We start from the raw sequence: 16,394 nt of genomic DNA, 5'->3' as shown, positions 1-16,394 counted from the left end.
CTGCCGTGGTCTACCCGTTCGGATGACGGTGGTCGGCGGCCGGCGGCCCGTGCCGGTCTGTGCCGGGGCCCGGTGAGGCCCGTCGGCCGGTCCCGGCAGGTGCCTGCGGGCCGACGGGGCCGGGTCCCGGGCGCGCGGCGCGATTAGGCTGAACGTGGGCGCGGGGGCCGGGCCGGTGCCGGGCCGCCGTGACCGGCGGGTCCGGTGGCCGGGGAGGCCCCGGTGACCCGTGGAGGCCGCCGAGGGGCAGCCCGGGGGTGTGCGGGGCCGGTAACGGTTCGGTGCCGATGCTCCCGGCCCGGGGCGGTTTCGGAGACGGTTCAGTGGCAAGGCCTGTGCCGGGCGCGCCCATACGAGTACCGAGTGCCGGTGCTCGGACAGAGCAGGAGGATTTGTGAACAGCGATCGGAACGAGAGCCGCGGCGGGTCGCGTGACGTCCCGACGGACGATCAGTCCGACGCGGAGCCCGAGCTGACGGGCGAGTTCACCATCGACTACACGCCGCCGGCCTGGTACACGCAGAACGCGGCGCCGGGTCCGGTGCCGGGCGTTCCGGTGCCCGGCCTGCCGCCGGGCAGCGGATTCGAGCCGAACTGGGCGCCGCGGGACGCGGGTACGGGTGCACCGGCTGCGGGTGCCGGACCCGTACCGGGTGCCTACGCGCCGGGGGCCGGGCCCGTACCGGGGGCCGCAGTTCCGCCGAACACCGGCCACGGGCCCGTACCGGGCAACGCGCCCGACGGTGCGCCCGGTGCCGCGCAGGTGCCCGGCGGCCACGCGCCGGGGACCGGTGGGTTCCCGGGAGCCGGACCCGTACCCGGTGCCGCAGTTCCGCCGAACACCGGCCAGGGATCCGTACCGGGCAACGCGCCCGACGGTGCGCCGGGTGGCTACGCGTACCCCGGCTCCGCGCACGTGGCGGGCGCGGCCGACGCCGGTACCGGGCAGCCGTACGCCGCCGTGCCGCCGCAGGGCTCCGGGCCGGTTCCCGTACCGCCGTCTCCCGCGCAGCCGGCCGACGGCTGGTCGGCCGGTCCCTACGCGCCGAACCCCTGGGCCGCCCAGCAGCCGCCCGCCGTGCCCGTCGGCCAGGACGCCTCCGCGATGCCGCCGTTCCCCGGTCCCGCCGACGCCGTACCGGCACCCGCACCCGCGCCGGGCGAGCCCGTCGACGCGGTTCCGGCCGGCTACGCCGTGCCCGGACCCGCCCCGTACGCCGCCGCGGACGCGGCCCAAGCCGCCCCCGTCCAGGCCTCCGCCGAGCCGGCACCTGGCACCCCCGGGGACACTCCGCCCGCCGCTCCCGAGCCCGCGGACGCCGTTCCCGTGCCGTACGCGGACGCCGAACCGGCGCCCGACCCGGCCGACTTCGCGGTGCCCGCGGTGTTCTACGAGCCCGACGGTCCGGCGCCGGAAGCGCCCTACGAGCCGGAGCCGGACTCCGCCGTGAGCCCCGTCATGCCGGATGTGACGACCGGCGTCGCGGCCGATGCCGACTCGCCCGAGCCCGCCGACGCCGAACCGGTGGACGGTCCCGCACTGCCCGCGCCCGACGCCGTCGACGGCGCGGACGAGGAGCTGGCCCCGCCGAACGCCGCCGACGGCCCGCTGCCCGACCCGGGCACCGGCCCGGACCTGCCGGCGCTCGCCGCCGACCCGGCCGACGCCGTGCCCGGCCTTCCGGCCGCCCCGGTGGACGCCCCGGCCCACCCGGCCGACGCCGGGACCTCGCCCTTCGGGCCCGAGGACGCCCCGGCCCTGCCGTTCGGCCCCGACGCGCCCGCCGTCCCGGCCGGCCACGCCGACGCCCCCGCGTACCCCGCCGGGCCCGAGACCCCTGCCGTGCCGCCGGTGCCCGGTGACCCGTCCGCCGACCTGGCGTCGCCGCCCACGATGCGGATCGCCCCGCCCGTACGGCCCGGCGACCCGGCCGCGGGCGCCCCCGCGCCCGTACCGCCCGCAGACCTGTCCGGAGCCGGTCTTCCCCCGGCCCCGCCGCAGCCGCAGCCGCAGGCACCCCAGCCGCCGCAGGGGTACGGCTTCCCGCCGCCCCAGCAGCAGGCCCCGCAGGGGTACGGGTTCCCCCCGCCCCAGCAGCAGCCCCCGCACGGCTACGGCTTCCCGGCCCCCGGCCCGGCACCGGCACCCGCACCTCCGACGCCGCCCGCCCCGGCCCCCACGCCCGCGCCGGCGCCGGCCCCGGCTCCCGCACCCGCCCCCGGCCCGGCCCCGCAGCCGCCCCACGCCGCCGACCCGCGCGCCGGGGCCCAGTGGCCCTCGCCGGTCGCGCACGACCCGCGCCAGCGCTCCGTACCGGGCGCCCCGCTCGGGTACACGGCGGCGGTGGAGCTGTCCTCCGAGCGGCTGCTGCGCAACAAGCAGAAGCCCCGCAGCAACCCCGGCGGCTCCCGCTTCCGCTTCGGCGGCAAGGCGGCGGAGGCCGAGCGCCAGCGCAAGCTGGAGCTGATCCGCACCCCGGTGATGTCCTGCTACCGGATCGCGGTCATCAGCCTGAAGGGCGGCGTCGGCAAGACCACGACCACCACCGCCCTCGGTGCCACCCTGGCCAGCGAGCGCCAGGACAAGATCCTCGCCATCGACGCCAACCCGGACGCCGGCACGCTCGGCCGCCGCGTGCGGCGCGAGACCGGGGCGACGATCCGCGACCTCGTCCAGGCGATCCCGTACCTGAACTCCTACATGGACATCAGGCGGTTCACCTCGCAGGCGCCCTCGGGCCTGGAGATCATCGCCAACGACGTGGACCCGGCGGTCTCGACGACGTTCAACGACGAGGACTACCGCCGTGCGATCGACACGCTCGGCAAGCAGTACCCGATCATCCTCACGGACTCCGGCACCGGCCTGCTGTACTCCGCCATGCGCGGGGTCCTGGACCTGGCCGACCAGTTGATCATCATCTCGACGCCCTCGGTGGACGGCGCGAGCAGCGCGAGCACCACGCTCGACTGGCTCTCGGCCCACGGGTACGCCGACCTCGTCTCCCGCTCCCTCACGGTGATCTCGGGGGTCCGCGAGACCGGCAAGATGATCAAGGTCGACGACATCGTGCAGCACTTCGAGACCCGCTGCCGCGGGGTGGTCGTGGTGCCGTTCGACGAACACCTGGCGGCCGGCGCCGAGGTGGACCTGGACATGATGCGGCCGAAGACCCGCGAGGCGTACTTCCACCTCGCGACCCTCGTGGCCGAGGACTTCGCCCGCGCGCAGCAGGCCAACGGCGTGTGGGGACAGCCGGGTCACCCCGGCCGGCAGGGTCAGCCCGGCCACCCCGGCATGCCTCCGCAGGGCTACCCGGGCCAGCCGGTCCCGCAGCCGCAGCCCCAGCCATACGGTCAGCCCGCCCCCGGCCCCGGCAGCCACCCGCAGCAGCCGCCGTACCCGGGCCAGCCGGGTCCCTACCCGGGCCAGCCGTACCCCGGCCAGCAGCCGTACCAGCAGCAGGCGGGGCCCGGGCAGCCCCAGCAGCCCGCGCCCCCGCAGCAGTGGCCCCCCGCCCCGCCCCAGCCCGGCCAGGGCTGGCCCCAGCAGCCGCAGCAGCCGCAGCAGCCCCAGGCACCCCACCAGCCGCAGCAGCAGCCGCCCCAGGCACCGCCGCAGCCGGGTCAGGCCCAGCCGCAGCCGCCGGCCCAGCAGTGAGGAACGGGTGAGGGCCCGTACCACCCCGTCAGGGGGGTACGGGCCCTCACCCGTGTCGCTGTGGAGGAACGGCGCCTAGCGCTGCGCGTCGTACGCCTCGGTCAGCTCCCGCGCCTTCTTCACGTCGTCGGCGATGGCGTCGAGCAGCACCTCGATCGACTCGAACTTCGCCATCCCGCGCACGTACGCCAGGAAGTCCACGGTCACGTGCAGCCCGTACAGGTCCAGGCCCACCCGGTCGATCGCGTACGCCTCGACCGTCCGCTCCGTGCCGTCGAACTGCGGGTTGGTACCGACCGAGATGGCCGCGGGCATCCGCTCGCCGTCGGCCGTCAGCCAGCCCGCGTACACGCCGTCGGCCGGGATCGCGGTGTGCGGCAGCGTCTCGACGTTCGCCGTCGGGTAGCCCAGCTCGCGCCCGCGCTGCGCACCGCGCACGACGACGCCCTCGACGCGGTGCGGGCGGCCCAGGATCTCCGCCGCGCCCGTCATGTCGCCCTCGGCGACCAGACGGCGGGTCAGGGTCGAGGAGAACGGCTCGCCGCCGCCCGCCTCGCCGCTCACGTACAGGTCGACGACCTCGACCTCGTAGTCGTACGTGGCGCCCAGCTCGGCCAGGTAGTCGGTGTTGCCCGCGGCCTTGTGGCCGAAGCGGAAGTTCGGGCCCTCGATGACGGCCTTGGCGTGCAGGGCCTCGACGAGCACCTTCACGATGAAGTCGGCCGGGGACAGCTGCGAGAACTCCGCCGTGAAGGGCAGGATCAGCAGCGCGTCGACGCCGAGTTCGGCCATCAGCTCGGCACGGCGGTGGTGCGGGGCGAGCAGGGGCGGGTGGCTGCCGGGGCGGACCACCTCGCTGGGGTGCGGGTCGAAGGTGACGACGACGGAGGGCACGCCGAGCTCGCGCGCCCGGGCCACCGCCCGTCCGATGATCAGCTGATGTCCCCGGTGGACGCCGTCGTAGGAGCCGATGGTGACGACGCTGCGTCCCCAGTCCTGGGGGATGTCCTCCAAGCCACGCCAGCGCTGCACTGTGACCGCTCCTCGCCCGAACCCTGTAGTGATTGCCGATGTGCCGGCGGCGCCGTTCGCCCGTGCGTCTGACGCCAAGGTCTAAGACTGCCATGCCCGCGCCACTCGGCCGTCATCGGTATCGGCGGGATGTCACCACCGTCACCGCCGCCGCTGTGCCACGCCCCCGCCGGGGGGCGCGGAGGGCACGGCCGGTGCCAGGGCCAGCCGGGCCAGGGCCGTGCCGTGCGCGCCGGTCTCCTCCGGGCGGGTGAGCAGGGCCCGGGCGGCGTAGCCCAGCAGGGCGCGGTCGGCCGGTGTGACCGCGTACGGGGCGGTCGCGAGGCCGTATGCGGCGGCGGCCACCCGGCGCTCGGGGCGGGCGTCGTGGGCCCACCGGTCGACGGCCCGGCAGAGGGCGGAGGGCTCCTCCTCGGCGAGGGCGGCGAGGAGTTCGTCGGCGCGGGGGTGGGCCCGCTCGACCAGTGCCTCCGCGAGGTCGTCCACAGCGAGGCACCGGTGGGTGTGCAGCAGGGCTTGAGCGGCGGTGGCCACGGTCGCCCCGGGGGTGGCGGCGAGCGGGGTCTCGTCGGTGAACCAGCCGCAGAGCAGCGGCTGTACGGTCCGCGGGTCGGCGGTCAGCCGGCGGGCGACGGCGTCGAGGTAGCGGTCGGGGGCGCCGGGCGGTCCGTCGCCCGGCACGAGCCCGCGCAGGAGGTCCAGCCGGTACGCCTCGGGGAGCTGGAGCCGCTCCCAGAACCGGCCGCCGAGGCCGGGGCACGGTACGCGGGCCAGCGCGCGCAGCACCTCCTCGTACGGGGTGAGGTCGGCCAGCCGGGGCAGCGTCTCCCGCAGCAGCCGGACGGCCCACCAGCGGGCCTCCCCGGCGGTGCCGTCGCGCACCTGCCCTGCCAGGGCGGCCAGCAGCGGTACGAGCCGCTCGCCGCGCAGCGCGAGGAGGCCCTCCACCAGCACCCCGAGCCGCTCGGGCACGACCCCGGCGCTGCCGGGCCCGGCGTCCCGGATCATGCGCAGTGCCGCGGGTACGTCGAGGTGGGCGCCCTGCAGCCAGTCGGCCAGGGCCTCGTGGGCGAACCGGTGGCCCGCGCCGGCCGGGACGATCAGCCCCTCGGCGAGCACGGCGTCGGCCCAGCCGGTGTCGCGGGGGAACAGTGCCTCGAAGGCGGCGCGGTCGAGGGCGCCCCGCCCGGGCCCGAGACAGCGCCGGGCGGCCTCGTGCACCTGGGCCGCCACCTGCGCGGCCATCCGCCGGGACCCCGCGGCCCGCACCCCGCGCTCCCCACCGGGCGTGCCGTACGCCCTCCCGGGCACGCCGTACTCCCCCGCACCCGCGGCACCCTGCCGGCCACCCCACCCCGCGCCCGCCCCGGCACCCGGGCCCCCGGGCACGCCGGCGCCCCGGCTCCCGAGCGCACCGGCCCCGCGGCTCCCGAACTCCTCAGCCGCCACACCAGCCCCGCCACCCGCACCACCACCACGCCCACGGCCTTCCCGCGCGCCGGCACCCCGGCCCCCGGCCGGCTCCGCCCGGTCCGCGTCGGATCCCCCTGCCGGGCCGCCCGGGCTCGGGTACCGCCCGTACGGGTCGCCGTCCCCGGCACTCCCCGTGCCGGGGTCCCACACCTCTCCGGCCTGGCCGGACGGCCCCGCGCGACGACCGGCACCCCCGTCGGTGCCCCGGTCCGTCAGGCGGGCCGCGATGCGCAGGCACACCAGGTCGAGGTAGGCGGCGAAGACCTCGTCCCGGCCCGGGCAGCCCGCGGTGACCCCGGCCGCCCGCACCTCGCCCAGCAGCCGCAGCGTCAGCGGGTGTCCCGCGTCCCGCACGGCCACGGCCCCGTCGGGCACCCCGTACAGCCGCCGGGCGCGCTCCGCCTCCCCCGCGGCGAGGTCGCCCAGCCCCACCACCACGGCCTCGGGGAAGCCGACCCGCTCCCAGAACTCCGGGCGGCAGCCCACCGCAAGCCGCGCCGCGGCGTCCCGCAGCCAGCCGACGCTCCCGTCCCACCACGTGTCCAGGACCCGGCCCAGCGCCCCCGGCATCTCCTCGGGCGCGTCCAGCACCACGAGCAGCGGCCGCCCCGCGCCGGCGGCCAGGCGTGCCACCCGCTCCGCGAGCCCTTCCCCCTCCCCCACCCCGTCTCCGGCTCCGGGACCCCCGTCCGCCAGGATCCGCTCCGCCTCCCCGAGGGCCCGCGCCACGGCGTCCCCCACCGAACGGTCGCCCACCATCAGGTCCGCACCCCGCAGCCAGACCGTCGGCGCGGGCGCCCCGCTCCGCACGCGCCGGCCGGCCCAGGCCGCCAATTCGGTCGTGCGCCCGGTACCGGGGCGGCCCACCAGCGCGCACACCGGTGCCGCACCCGCCTCGAAGCAGGCCAGTTCCGTCACGATCGCCGCGCGTTCCACCACGGCGCCGGACTCCGCGCCCCACAGCGCCCCGCCGGCAGCCCCCAGCGTGATCCCGGTGAGCCGCAGCGCTCCCGCCAGGTTGAGTTCCGTGCCGTGGGCCGGCACGGTCGCCGCGTTCCTCGCGAGCAGTTCCGCCAGCTCCCCCGCCCGGTCCGGCTCCACCGCACGCAGCGGCACCGCCCGGGGGCCGCCGTCCAGCACCGCGAGCACCGCCCCGGTCTCCGCGTCCAGCACCGGGCCGCCGCGCGTCTCCCCGCCCAGCAGCAGCGCGTCCCGCCCGTCCGTGCCGATGGCCAGGTCCAGCTCGGGGCCCGCCCTGAGGACCCGCGCCTGGCGCCAGCCGCGGGCGGCGAGCCGGACGTACGTACCCGGGGCGATCCGCTCCCGCGCGGCGACCGGCAGCGGCGGCAGGCCCAGGTCCGCGCCCCCGGTGCGCACCAGCGCGAGCCCGCTCGCGCCCAGCACGGTGACCGCCCCCGGGCCCACCTCGCAGACCCGTCCGGGGCCGTGCAGCACCAGCGGGTCGATGCCGGTGACGGCGGCGCGGCTGGTCAGGACGGTGCCCCGGTCGTCGGCCACGAACCCGCTGCCCCACGGCCGCCCGGCCCGGTCCCGGATCCGCACGAGCACCCCCTCGGGCTCGTCCGCCGTGGCCCCCGTAGCCCGCATCGCGACCGACCTCCCCGTCTCCCCGTACGGACGACGTTAGGCCGGTGAAGATCGACGGAACAGGACGCGCACGCAAAGCGCCCCCTCACGCTCCCTCCATTCACTCCGAGCGCCTCCTCGGACGGGTGAATAGCGGGTGTCGGATGGATAGAGACCGAGCGGGGGGAAGTGAGGGGGACGCGGAGCGGTGAGCGGCACAGGGGGGTGCGCTCACCGCTCCGCGGCGTACGAAGACCCCGCCGGGGCCCAGGTCCTGGACGGGACACCCGGCCAGGCGCCCCGGACCGGCAGCCGCCCCACCCGCCGACGCGAGGAGGCCGGTCCGTACCTGGTACGGACCGGCCTCCTCGGGCACGGTGGCGGACTGCCCCCGCCCCGGACGGCACCGGGGGGGGCAGGCCTCTCGGGTCGTCAGACGAAGACCGCCAGGGACTTCGCCTTGCCGCCCTTGCTCTCGACCAGCGCCAGCAGCTTCCCGTCGGGCCCGAACACCGCGACGGGCTTCCCCGACGGGTACTCGTCCGGCATCTCCAGCCGGACGCCGTTGCCCAGCAGCCGCGCCCGCTTCTCGTCGAGGTCCCAGCGCGGGAAGGCCGCCTGGGCGGCGTCCGCGACGGGCATGACGGTCAGCTCCTCCTGGAGCTGGTCCAGGGTGCGCGCCCGGTCGATCTTGTACGGGCCGACCCGCGTGCGCCGCAGCGCCGTGAGGTGCCCGCCGACGCCGAGGTCGGCGCCGAGGTCGCGGGCGAGCGCCCGGATGTACGTACCGCTGGAGCAGACGACCGAGACGATGAGGTCGACGACCTTGGTGCCGTCCTCGGCCTCGGACTCGCTCATGTCGTAGACGTGGAACGAGGACACGGTCACCGGGCGGGCCGGGATCTCGAACTCCTCGCCCTCGCGGACGCGGGTGTACGAGCGCTTGCCGTCGATCTTGATGGCGCTGACCTTGGACGGCACCTGCATGATGTCGCCGGTCAGCTTCGCGACGCCCGCGTCCACCGCGTCCCGGGTCACGCCCGAGGCGTCGGCGGACGAGGTGATGTCGCCCTCGGCGTCGTCCGTGACCGTGTTCTGGCCGAGGCGGATGGTGCCGAGGTACTCCTTCTCGGTCAGCGCGAGGTGGCCGAGGAGCTTGGTCGCCTTCTCGACACCGAGCACGAGCACGCCCGTGGCCATGGGGTCGAGCGTGCCGGCGTGGCCGACGCGGCGGGTCTTGGCGATACCGCGCATCTTGGCCACGACGTCGTGCGAAGTGAAGCCGGACGGCTTGTCGACGATGACGAGGCCGTCCGGAGTCGGGGTGTGCTTGCTCATTCCGCGGCTTCGTCCTCGCCCGGCTTCTTGTAGGGGTCGGCCTCGCCCGCGTACGTGGCGTTGGAGGAGGCCTCCCGCACCTGGGCGTCCGAGGCGCGCGCCTTGTCGAGGAGGTCCTCGATGGTCTTGGCGTTCTCCGGGAGCGCGTCCGCCACGAACGTCAGGGTGGGCGTGAACTTGGTGCCCGCCGCGCGGCCGACCGCGGAGCGCAGGATGCCCTTGGCGCTCTCCAGGCCCGCCGCGGCGCTCGCGCGCTCCTCGTCGTCACCGTAGACCGTGTAGAAGACCGTGGCCTCCCGCAGGTCGCCGGTGACGCGGGTGTCCGTGATGGTCACGTGCGTACCGAGCCGCGGGTCCTTGATGCCACGCTGCAGCTTCTCGGCGACCACCTCCCGGATGAGGTCTGCCAGCTTCTTCGCCCGCGCGTTGTCGGCCACTGGTCCGTCTCCTTCTTTTCTTGCAAGTCAAGCAGTTCAGTCTTCATCACCGTGGAGGCGTCGGCGCACCGACAGCAGCTCCACTTCAGGACGTGCCGCGACCAGTCGCTCACAGCGGTCGAGCACGTCCGACAGGTGCCCCACGTCCCCCGACACCATGGCGACCCCCAGATGGGCCCGGCGATGGAGGTTCTGGTCGCCGACCTCGGCCGCGCTCACGGAGAACTTCCGCTGGAGCTCGGAAACGATGGGCCTGACGATGGAGCGCTTCTCCTTCAGCGAACGTACGTCGCCGAGGAGCAGGTCGAAGGACAGAGTCCCCACGTACATGCAGATCCGGATGTCCCGCCGGTTCGGGTTCGGTGGTCCGCCAGCCGTCGCTTGGCAGGAACATCCAAACCGTACACGCAACGGCCGGGGCCGATCGACGGAAATTCCGCCGACCGGCCCCGGTCACGACATCCCCCGGCTCACGCCGGGAAGTGCCCCAGTACGAACAGCCGGGCGTCAGCCGCGCGGCTTCTCGCGCATCTCGTACGTCGCGATGACGTCGTCGATCTTGATGTCGTTGAAGTTTCCGAGGTTGATACCACCCTCGAAGCCCTCGCGGATCTCGGTGACGTCGTCCTTGAAGCGGCGCAGACCGGAGATGGTGAGGTTCTCCGCGATGACCTTTCCGTCGCGGAGGAGGCGCGCCTTGGTGTTGCGCTTGACCTCGCCCGACCGGACCAGGACACCGGCGATGTTGCCCAGCTTGGACGAGCGGAAGACCTCGCGGATCTCCGCCGTGCCGAGCTCGACCTCTTCGTACTCCGGCTTGAGCAGACCCTTGAGGGCCGCCTCGATCTCCTCGATGGCCTGGTAGATCACCGAGTAGTAGCGGACGTCGACACCCTCGCGCTCGGCCATCTGCGCGGCACGGCCGGCCGCACGGACGTTGTAGCCGATGACGATGGCGTCGGAGCCCATGGCCAGGTCGATGTCCGACTCCGTGACCGCACCCACACCGCGGTGCAGGACGCGGATGTCGACCTCTTCGCCGACGTCGAGCTGGAGCAGCGAGCTCTCCAGGGCCTCGACCGCACCGGACGCGTCGCCCTTGATGATGAGGTTGAGTTCCTGGACCAGACCGGCCTTGAGCACCGAGTCGAGGTCCTCGAGGGACACCCGGCGGGTGCGCTTGGCGAAGTTGGCGTTGCGCTCGCGCGCCGCGCGCTTCTCGGCGATCTGGCGGGCCGTGCGGTCCTCGTCGACGACGAGGAAGTTGTCGCCGGCGCCGGGGACGTTGGTGAGACCCAGGACCAGGACGGGGGTCGACGGACCCGCTTCCTCGACGTTGTTGCCCTTGTCGTCGAGCATCGCCCGGACGCGGCCGTACGCGTCGCCGACGACCATCGTGTCGCCGATGCGCAGCGTTCCGCGCTGGACCAGGACGGTCGAGACGGCACCGCGGCCGCGGTCGAGGTGGGACTCGATCGCAATACCCTGCGCGTCCTGCTCCGGGTTGGCCCGCAGGTCGAGCGAGGCGTCCGCGGTGAGGACCACGGCCTCCAGCAGGGAGTCGATGTGCAGACCCTGCTTGGCGGAGATGTCGACGAACATGGTGTCGCCGCCGTACTCCTCGGCCACCAGGCCGTACTCGGTCAGCTGACCGCGCACCTTGACCGGGTCGGCACCCTCGACGTCGATCTTGTTGACCGCGACCACGATCGGCACGTCGGCCGCCTTGGCGTGGTTCAGGGCCTCGATCGTCTGCGGCATGACACCGTCGTTGGCCGCCACCACGAGGATCGCGATGTCGGTCGACTTGGCACCACGGGCACGCATGGCGGTGAACGCCTCGTGACCCGGGGTGTCGATGAAGGTGATCTTGCGGTCTTCGTCGTTGACCTGGGTGGAGACCTGGTAGGCACCGATGTGCTGGGTGATGCCACCGGCCTCGCCCGCGACCACGTTGGTCTTGCGGATCGCGTCGAGGAGTCGGGTCTTGCCGTGGTCGACGTGACCCATGACGGTCACGACCGGCGGACGCGCGACGAGGAACTCCTCGCCACCCTCGTCCTCGCCGAACTCGATGTCGAAGGACTCGAGCAGCTCGCGGTCCTCCTCCTCCGGGCTGACGATCTGAACTTCGTAGTTCATCTCGCCCGCGAGGAGCTGGAGGGTCGCGTCGGAGACGGACTGCGTGGCAGTGACCATCTCGCCGAGGTTCATCATGACCGCGACCAGCGACGCCGGGTTGGCGTTGATCTTCTCCGCGAAGTCGGTGAGGGACGCACCGCGCGACAGGCGAACGGTCTCGCCGTTGCCGCGGGGCAGCATCACGCCGCCCACGGACGGGGCCTGCATGGCCTCGTACTCCTGGCGCCTCTGACGCTTCGACTTGCGGCCGCGACGGGCCGGACCGCCGGGACGGCCGAAGGCACCCTGCGTGCCGCCACGGGCACCCGGGCCGCCGGGACGGCCGCCGAAGCCGGGACGACCGCCGAAGCCGCCGCCACCGCCGGGAGCACCGCCGCCGCCACCGGGACGACCGCCGAAGCCGCCGCCACCGCCGCCGGGACGACCGCCGCCGCCCGGACCTGCCGGACGACCGGCGAAGCCGGGACGACCGCCGCCGCCACCGCCGGGACCGGCCGGACGGCCGCCGGGGCCACCGGGGCCACGGCCGCCGGGGCCCGGACGCGGGCCGGCAGCGGGACGCTGCGGCATCATGCCCGGGTTCGGACGGTTACCGCCGGGAGCACCGCCCGGACGCGGGGCGCCGCCCTGCGGACGGGGCATGCCACCGGGAGTGGGACGGGCGCCCTGCGGACGCGGGGCACCGCCGGGACCGCCCTGCGGGCGCGGGCCGGGAGCACCGGCGCCGGGGGCACCGGGGCGCGGCGCGCCGCCCGGACGGGGCGCCTGCGGGCGCGCCATGCCGGTGGAGCCGCCGGAGGTGAAGGGGTTGTTGCCCGGACGCGGACCCGCGGGACGGGCACCACCGGGACGCGGGGCCTGGGCGCCACCCGGACGGGGGGCCTGGGCACCGGGGGTCGCACCGGCCGGACGCGGGGCGCCGGGACGGGCACCGCCCTGGCCGGAGGCGGCCGGACGCTGACCGGTCGGGCGCGGGCCCGGGGTCGCGGACGGACGCGAGGCGGCCGGAGCCGCCGGAGGCGCCTGGAACTCCGCGGCGACCGGGGCCGGAGCGGCCGGAGCCGGCTTCGGGGCCGGAGCCTTCGGACCGGGACGCGGGCCGGAGGCGGCCGGGGTCACCGGAGCGCCGCCCGCGGGGGCCTCGGCAGCGGCCGGCTTGGGGGCCGGGGCGCCGGGCTTCGGGGCAGCAGGACGTGCCGCGGCAGCCGGGGACGGCGCGGGGGCCGCCGGCTTCGCGGGAGAGGGCGCCGTCTTGCGGGGCGCACCGGGCTTCGCAGGGGTCTTGCCGGCGCCGCCGGGACCCTGCAGAGCGTCGGTCAGTTTGCGTACAACGGGCGCCTCGATCGTCGAGGACGCCGAACGGACGAATTCACCGAGTTCTTGGAGCTTGGCCATGACGACCTTGCTCTCAACCCCGAACTCCTTGGCGAGTTCGTATACCCGGACCTTAGCCACTTCGCTCCTTTTAGGTCCGGGTTACCGCCGGACCGTCGCTACTTCATGGGCGTACTCATCGCGTACTCATCGAGTGCTCATCGCAATCTCGACCTACTTCCAACTCGCGAGGTACCTGACCGCACGGGGGTAGTCCGTGCCGTACTTCTTCTTACGGTGTCGCCTCAACGGCCTTGCGCAGTTCCGCCGTGTCGAGCGCCCTCTGGACCCGCAGGGCCCTGGGGAACGCCCGGCGGCGGACCGCCAGGTCGAGGCAGACCACGGCGGGATGCAGATACGCACCCCGGCCGGGTAGCGTACCGCGACGGTCGGGGACGCACTCGTCCCCGCTCACCACGATCCGCAGCAGATCGTTCTTGGCCGCTCGCTCCCGGCACCCCACGCAGGTGCGCTCAGGGCATGCGCGGGCATGCGTCCGGCCAGACACTCTTAAGTCTACCTCCCCGTACCGACCTCACCCCTTTGGGCGAGAAATCGAACGGATGTTGTCGATGGACAGCACCCGGCACCGCCGGGTGACACCTGTCTACCGGCCGGGTAACCCCGGCCGGTAGCGGTTTTATTCCGCCGGCTCGGTGTCGGGCCGGATGTCGATGCGCCAGCCGGTGAGCCGCGCGGCGAGGCGGGCGTTCTGGCCCTCCTTGCCGATGGCCAGCGACAGCTGGTAGTCGGGGACGGTCACGCGGGCGGACCGCGAGCCCAGGTCGACGATCTCGACCTTGCTCACCCGGGCGGGTGACAGCGCGTTCGCGACCATCTCCGCCGGGTCGTCCGACCAGTCGACGATGTCGATCTTCTCGCCGTGCAGCTCCGCCATCACGTTGCGCACCCGGCCGCCCATCGGGCCGATGCAGGCGCCCTTGGGGTTCAGGCCCGAACGGGTGGAACGCACCGCGATCTTGGTGCGGTGGCCGGCCTCACGGGCGATCGCGGCGATCTCGACGCTGCCGTCGGCGATCTCCGGGACCTCCAGGGCGAACAGCTTCTTCACCAGGTTCGGGTGGGTGCGCGACAGCGTCACGGACGGGCCGCGGACACCCTTGGCCACGCGGACCACGTAGGTGCGCAGGCGCAGGCCGTGCGTGTACTCCTCGCCGGGGACCTGCTCCTGCACGGGCAGGATGGCCTCCAGCTTGCCGATGTCGACGAGGACGTTCTTGGGGTCCTTGCCCTGCTGGACGACGCCGGTGATGACGTCGCCCTCGCGGCCCGCGAACTCGCCGAAGGTCAGGTCGTCCTCGGCGTCGCGCAGACGCTGCAGGATGACCTGCTTCGCGGTGGTGGCGGCGATCCGGCCGAAGCCCGACGGGGTGTCGTCGAACTCCTGCGCCTCCTGCCCCTCCTCCAGGTCCTGCGGGTCCTCCTTCGCCCACACCGTCACGTGACCGTTGGTGCGGTCCAGCTCGACGCGGGCGCGGCGGCGGCTTCCCTCGGTGCGGTGGTACGCGATGAGGAGGGCCGACTCGATCGCCTCGACCAGCAGATCGAAGGAGATCTCCTTCTCCCTGACCAGACCCCGCAGGGCACTCATGTCGATGTCCACGGCTACGCCTCCTCTTCCTTCTTGTCCTTGCGGCTGAACTCGATCTCGACACGCGCCTTGGCGATCTCCGTGAAGGCGATCCGGCGGGCGGTGGGCTTGCGCCCCTTCACGCCCGGCACCTCCAGGTCGAGGCCCTCGTCGTCCACGTCCACGATCCGCGCGACCAGGTCGCCGTCCTCGGCGAGTTGGAACTTCACGAGGCGGCCGACGGCCCGCACGTAGTGGCGGTGCTCCTTCAGCGGGCGGTCCGCACCAGGGGAGCTGACCTCCAGCTGGTACTCGTCCTCGCCCATCACGTCGGTCTCGTCGAGCTTGTCGGAGATCTCACGGCTCAGCTCGGCGCACAGGTCCAGGTCGAGGCCCTCGTCGGAGTCGACCACGATCCGCAGCATCCGCCGACGGCCCGCCCTGGAGAGTTCGATGTCCTCGAGGTCCAGTCCCTTGGCGTCGACGAGCGGCTCCAGCAGTCCGCGCAGCCTGTCGCTCTGGGTGGTGCTCATCCGGGTGACTCCTCGGCCGCGTGTGCTGTTGTGGTTTCCGTCGCGTGTCAGACCAAAGGGTATCCGGTCCCGGGGGGTGTTGCCGTCCGCCCCATGGCCGGATGCCACCGGTACGGTGATCAGCGTTCCGCCGCCCCCTGCCACCCCGAGGACGTCACCGTGCCGCTCCCCCCGCCCTCGCGCCCCTCGCGAAGAAGCCTGCTCGCCGCCGGTGCCGGGGCCGCGGGCGCCGCCCTGCTCGCCGGGTGCTCGGACGGCGGAGGCACCGCCGGGGAGCGACGGGCCGAGCGGGTACCACCCGAACGGCGGATCAGGGACTCGGCCGTCCGGGAGACCCGCGCCCTGCTGGAACGTTACGACGCCACGCTCGCCGCCCACCCCGCCCTGGCCCCGCGCCTCGCACCCCTGCGGGCCTCGGTCGCCGCGCACGCCGGAGCCCTCGCCCCGGCCGGGGCATCTCCCGCGGCGACGCCCTCCCCGTCGGGGTCTCCGGTGGCGGCCGCGCCGCCGGCCGGCACGGCCTCCTCCGCACCCGCCTCCGCTGCACCGTCGGCGGCCACGCCGTCGGCGGCCGCGGTCCCCGCGAGGCCCGGGGCCGCCCTCGCGGCGCTGGCCGACGCCGAGCGCCGTACCGCGGCGGCACACACCGCCGCCCTGGCGGGGGCGCCCGGCGAGCTGGCCCGGCTGCTGGCCTCGGTCGCCGCCTGCGGCAGCGTCCACGCCTACCTCCTCACCACCGCACCCACCGGATCGGAGCCGTCATGAGCGACAAGCCGGAGACCGGACCCGGCGTGCTGGCCGCGGCCCAGGCGGCGCTCGCCGCCGAGCACGCCGCGGTGTACGGCTACGGGGTGGTCGGCGCGCGCGCCGGGGAGTCCCGCACCGCCGAGGCGCGGCAGGCGTACGCCGCCCACCACGCCCGGCGCGACGAACTGGCCCGCACCGTGCGGGAGCTGGGCGGCACCCCGCGCCCGTCGGAGGCCGCGTACGCACTCCCGGCACCCGTACGGACCCCCGCCGACGCGGAGCTGCTGGCGGCCGGGATCGAGGACCGGATCGCGGGCGCGTACTCGGATCTGGTGCGGGCCGCGGAGGGTCCCCTGCGCCTGCGGGCGGCGGCCGCGCTGAGCGAGGCGGCCCTGCGCGCGGCACGCTGGCGGGGAGGCGGCGTAGCCTTCCCTGGGCTCGTGGAACGATCACAACGAGCCGGGAACAGCTGAAAGGGA

12 protein-coding genes are annotated in these 16,394 nt (G+C 75.0%); 3 read left to right on the top strand and 9 right to left on the bottom strand.

Going from position 1 to position 16,394, the window contains the following annotated elements; genetic code table 11:
- Positions 1–394: 394 nt before the first annotated feature.
- Positions 395–3,661: an SCO5717 family growth-regulating ATPase gene (locus tag ACIQUQ_RS02890; protein WP_403970458.1), complete on the top strand. Its 3,267-nt coding sequence runs from the start codon at positions 395–397 to the stop codon at positions 3,659–3,661.
- Between the two features lie 75 nt (positions 3,662–3,736).
- On the opposite strand, the gene ACIQUQ_RS02885 is transcribed toward ACIQUQ_RS02890, so the two are convergent.
- The 9 genes from ACIQUQ_RS02885 to rimP form a co-directional block, all read right to left on the bottom strand.
- Positions 3,737–4,693, bottom strand: coding sequence for a bifunctional riboflavin kinase/FAD synthetase (locus ACIQUQ_RS02885; protein WP_403970455.1), 957 nt, complete (start codon positions 4,691–4,693; stop codon positions 3,737–3,739).
- Positions 4,694–4,834: 141 nt separating this feature from the next.
- Positions 4,835–7,774, bottom strand: coding sequence for a serine protease (locus ACIQUQ_RS02880; protein WP_403970452.1), 2,940 nt, complete (start codon positions 7,772–7,774; stop codon positions 4,835–4,837).
- A 411-nt stretch (positions 7,775–8,185) separates the two neighbouring features.
- Positions 8,186–9,091 carry a tRNA pseudouridine(55) synthase TruB gene (gene truB, locus ACIQUQ_RS02875; RefSeq protein ID WP_403970449.1) on the bottom strand — a complete coding sequence of 302 codons (906 nt, stop codon included), beginning with the start codon at positions 9,089–9,091 and terminating at the stop codon, positions 8,186–8,188.
- Positions 9,088–9,528, bottom strand: coding sequence for a 30S ribosome-binding factor RbfA (gene rbfA / locus ACIQUQ_RS02870; RefSeq protein ID WP_399952687.1), 441 nt, complete (start codon positions 9,526–9,528; stop codon positions 9,088–9,090). Before rbfA ends, truB begins: the two co-directional genes overlap by 4 nt.
- Positions 9,529–9,564: 36 nt before the next feature.
- Positions 9,565–9,858, bottom strand: coding sequence for a DUF503 domain-containing protein (locus tag ACIQUQ_RS02865; protein WP_399952690.1), 294 nt, complete (start codon positions 9,856–9,858; stop codon positions 9,565–9,567).
- Between the two features lie 177 nt (positions 9,859–10,035).
- Positions 10,036–13,125, bottom strand: coding sequence for a translation initiation factor IF-2 (infB, locus tag ACIQUQ_RS02860; protein WP_403970446.1), 3,090 nt, complete (start codon positions 13,123–13,125; stop codon positions 10,036–10,038).
- Positions 13,126–13,276: 151 nt separating this feature from the next.
- A complete protein-coding gene (locus tag ACIQUQ_RS02855) occupies positions 13,277–13,552 on the bottom strand; it encodes a YlxR family protein (protein ID WP_399952697.1) in 276 nt (91 codons plus the stop codon).
- Positions 13,553–13,684: 132 nt separating this feature from the next.
- Positions 13,685–14,668: a transcription termination factor NusA gene (nusA, locus tag ACIQUQ_RS02850; protein ID WP_399952701.1), complete on the bottom strand. Its 984-nt coding sequence runs from the start codon at positions 14,666–14,668 to the stop codon at positions 13,685–13,687.
- Between the two features lie 2 nt (positions 14,669–14,670).
- On the bottom strand, positions 14,671–15,168 hold the full coding sequence (gene rimP, locus ACIQUQ_RS02845) for a ribosome maturation factor RimP (protein ID WP_403970443.1): 498 nt from the start codon (positions 15,166–15,168) through the stop codon (positions 14,671–14,673).
- 159 nt (positions 15,169–15,327) lie between these two features.
- On the opposite strand from rimP, the gene ACIQUQ_RS02840 reads away from it, so the two are divergent.
- Both ACIQUQ_RS02840 and ACIQUQ_RS02835 read left to right on the top strand, forming a co-directional pair.
- The gene (locus ACIQUQ_RS02840) at positions 15,328–15,933 is read left to right on the top strand and encodes a hypothetical protein (protein WP_403970440.1); all 606 of its coding nucleotides are present in this window, start codon (positions 15,328–15,330) and stop codon (positions 15,931–15,933) included.
- Entirely contained in the window at positions 15,930–16,388 is a 459-nt protein-coding gene (locus ACIQUQ_RS02835; RefSeq protein WP_403970437.1) for a ferritin-like domain-containing protein, read from the top strand. The genes ACIQUQ_RS02840 and ACIQUQ_RS02835 overlap by 4 nt, the downstream gene beginning before the upstream one ends.
- The last annotated feature ends 6 nt before the right edge of the window (positions 16,389–16,394 follow it).

Source organism: Streptomyces sp. NPDC101118, assembly GCF_044759445.1.
Lineage (GTDB): Bacteria > Actinomycetota > Actinomycetes > Streptomycetales > Streptomycetaceae > Streptomyces.
The sequence above is the reverse complement of the archived record's forward strand: the minus strand, read 5'-3'. Positions and strand labels throughout refer to the sequence as shown.

Coding starts and splice junctions, on each gene's coding strand:
- ACIQUQ_RS02880 (WP_403970452.1), bottom strand. CDS start 7,774: ATGCGGGCTACGGGGGCCACGGCGGACGAGCCCGAGGGGGTGCTCGTG.
- truB (WP_403970449.1), bottom strand. CDS start 9,091: ATGAGCAAGCACACCCCGACTCCGGACGGCCTCGTCATCGTCGACAAG.
- ACIQUQ_RS02865 (WP_399952690.1), bottom strand. CDS start 9,858: ATGTACGTGGGGACTCTGTCCTTCGACCTGCTCCTCGGCGACGTACGT.
- rimP (WP_403970443.1), bottom strand. CDS start 15,168: ATGAGCACCACCCAGAGCGACAGGCTGCGCGGACTGCTGGAGCCGCTC.
- ACIQUQ_RS02835 (WP_403970437.1), top strand. CDS start 15,930: ATGAGCGACAAGCCGGAGACCGGACCCGGCGTGCTGGCCGCGGCCCAG.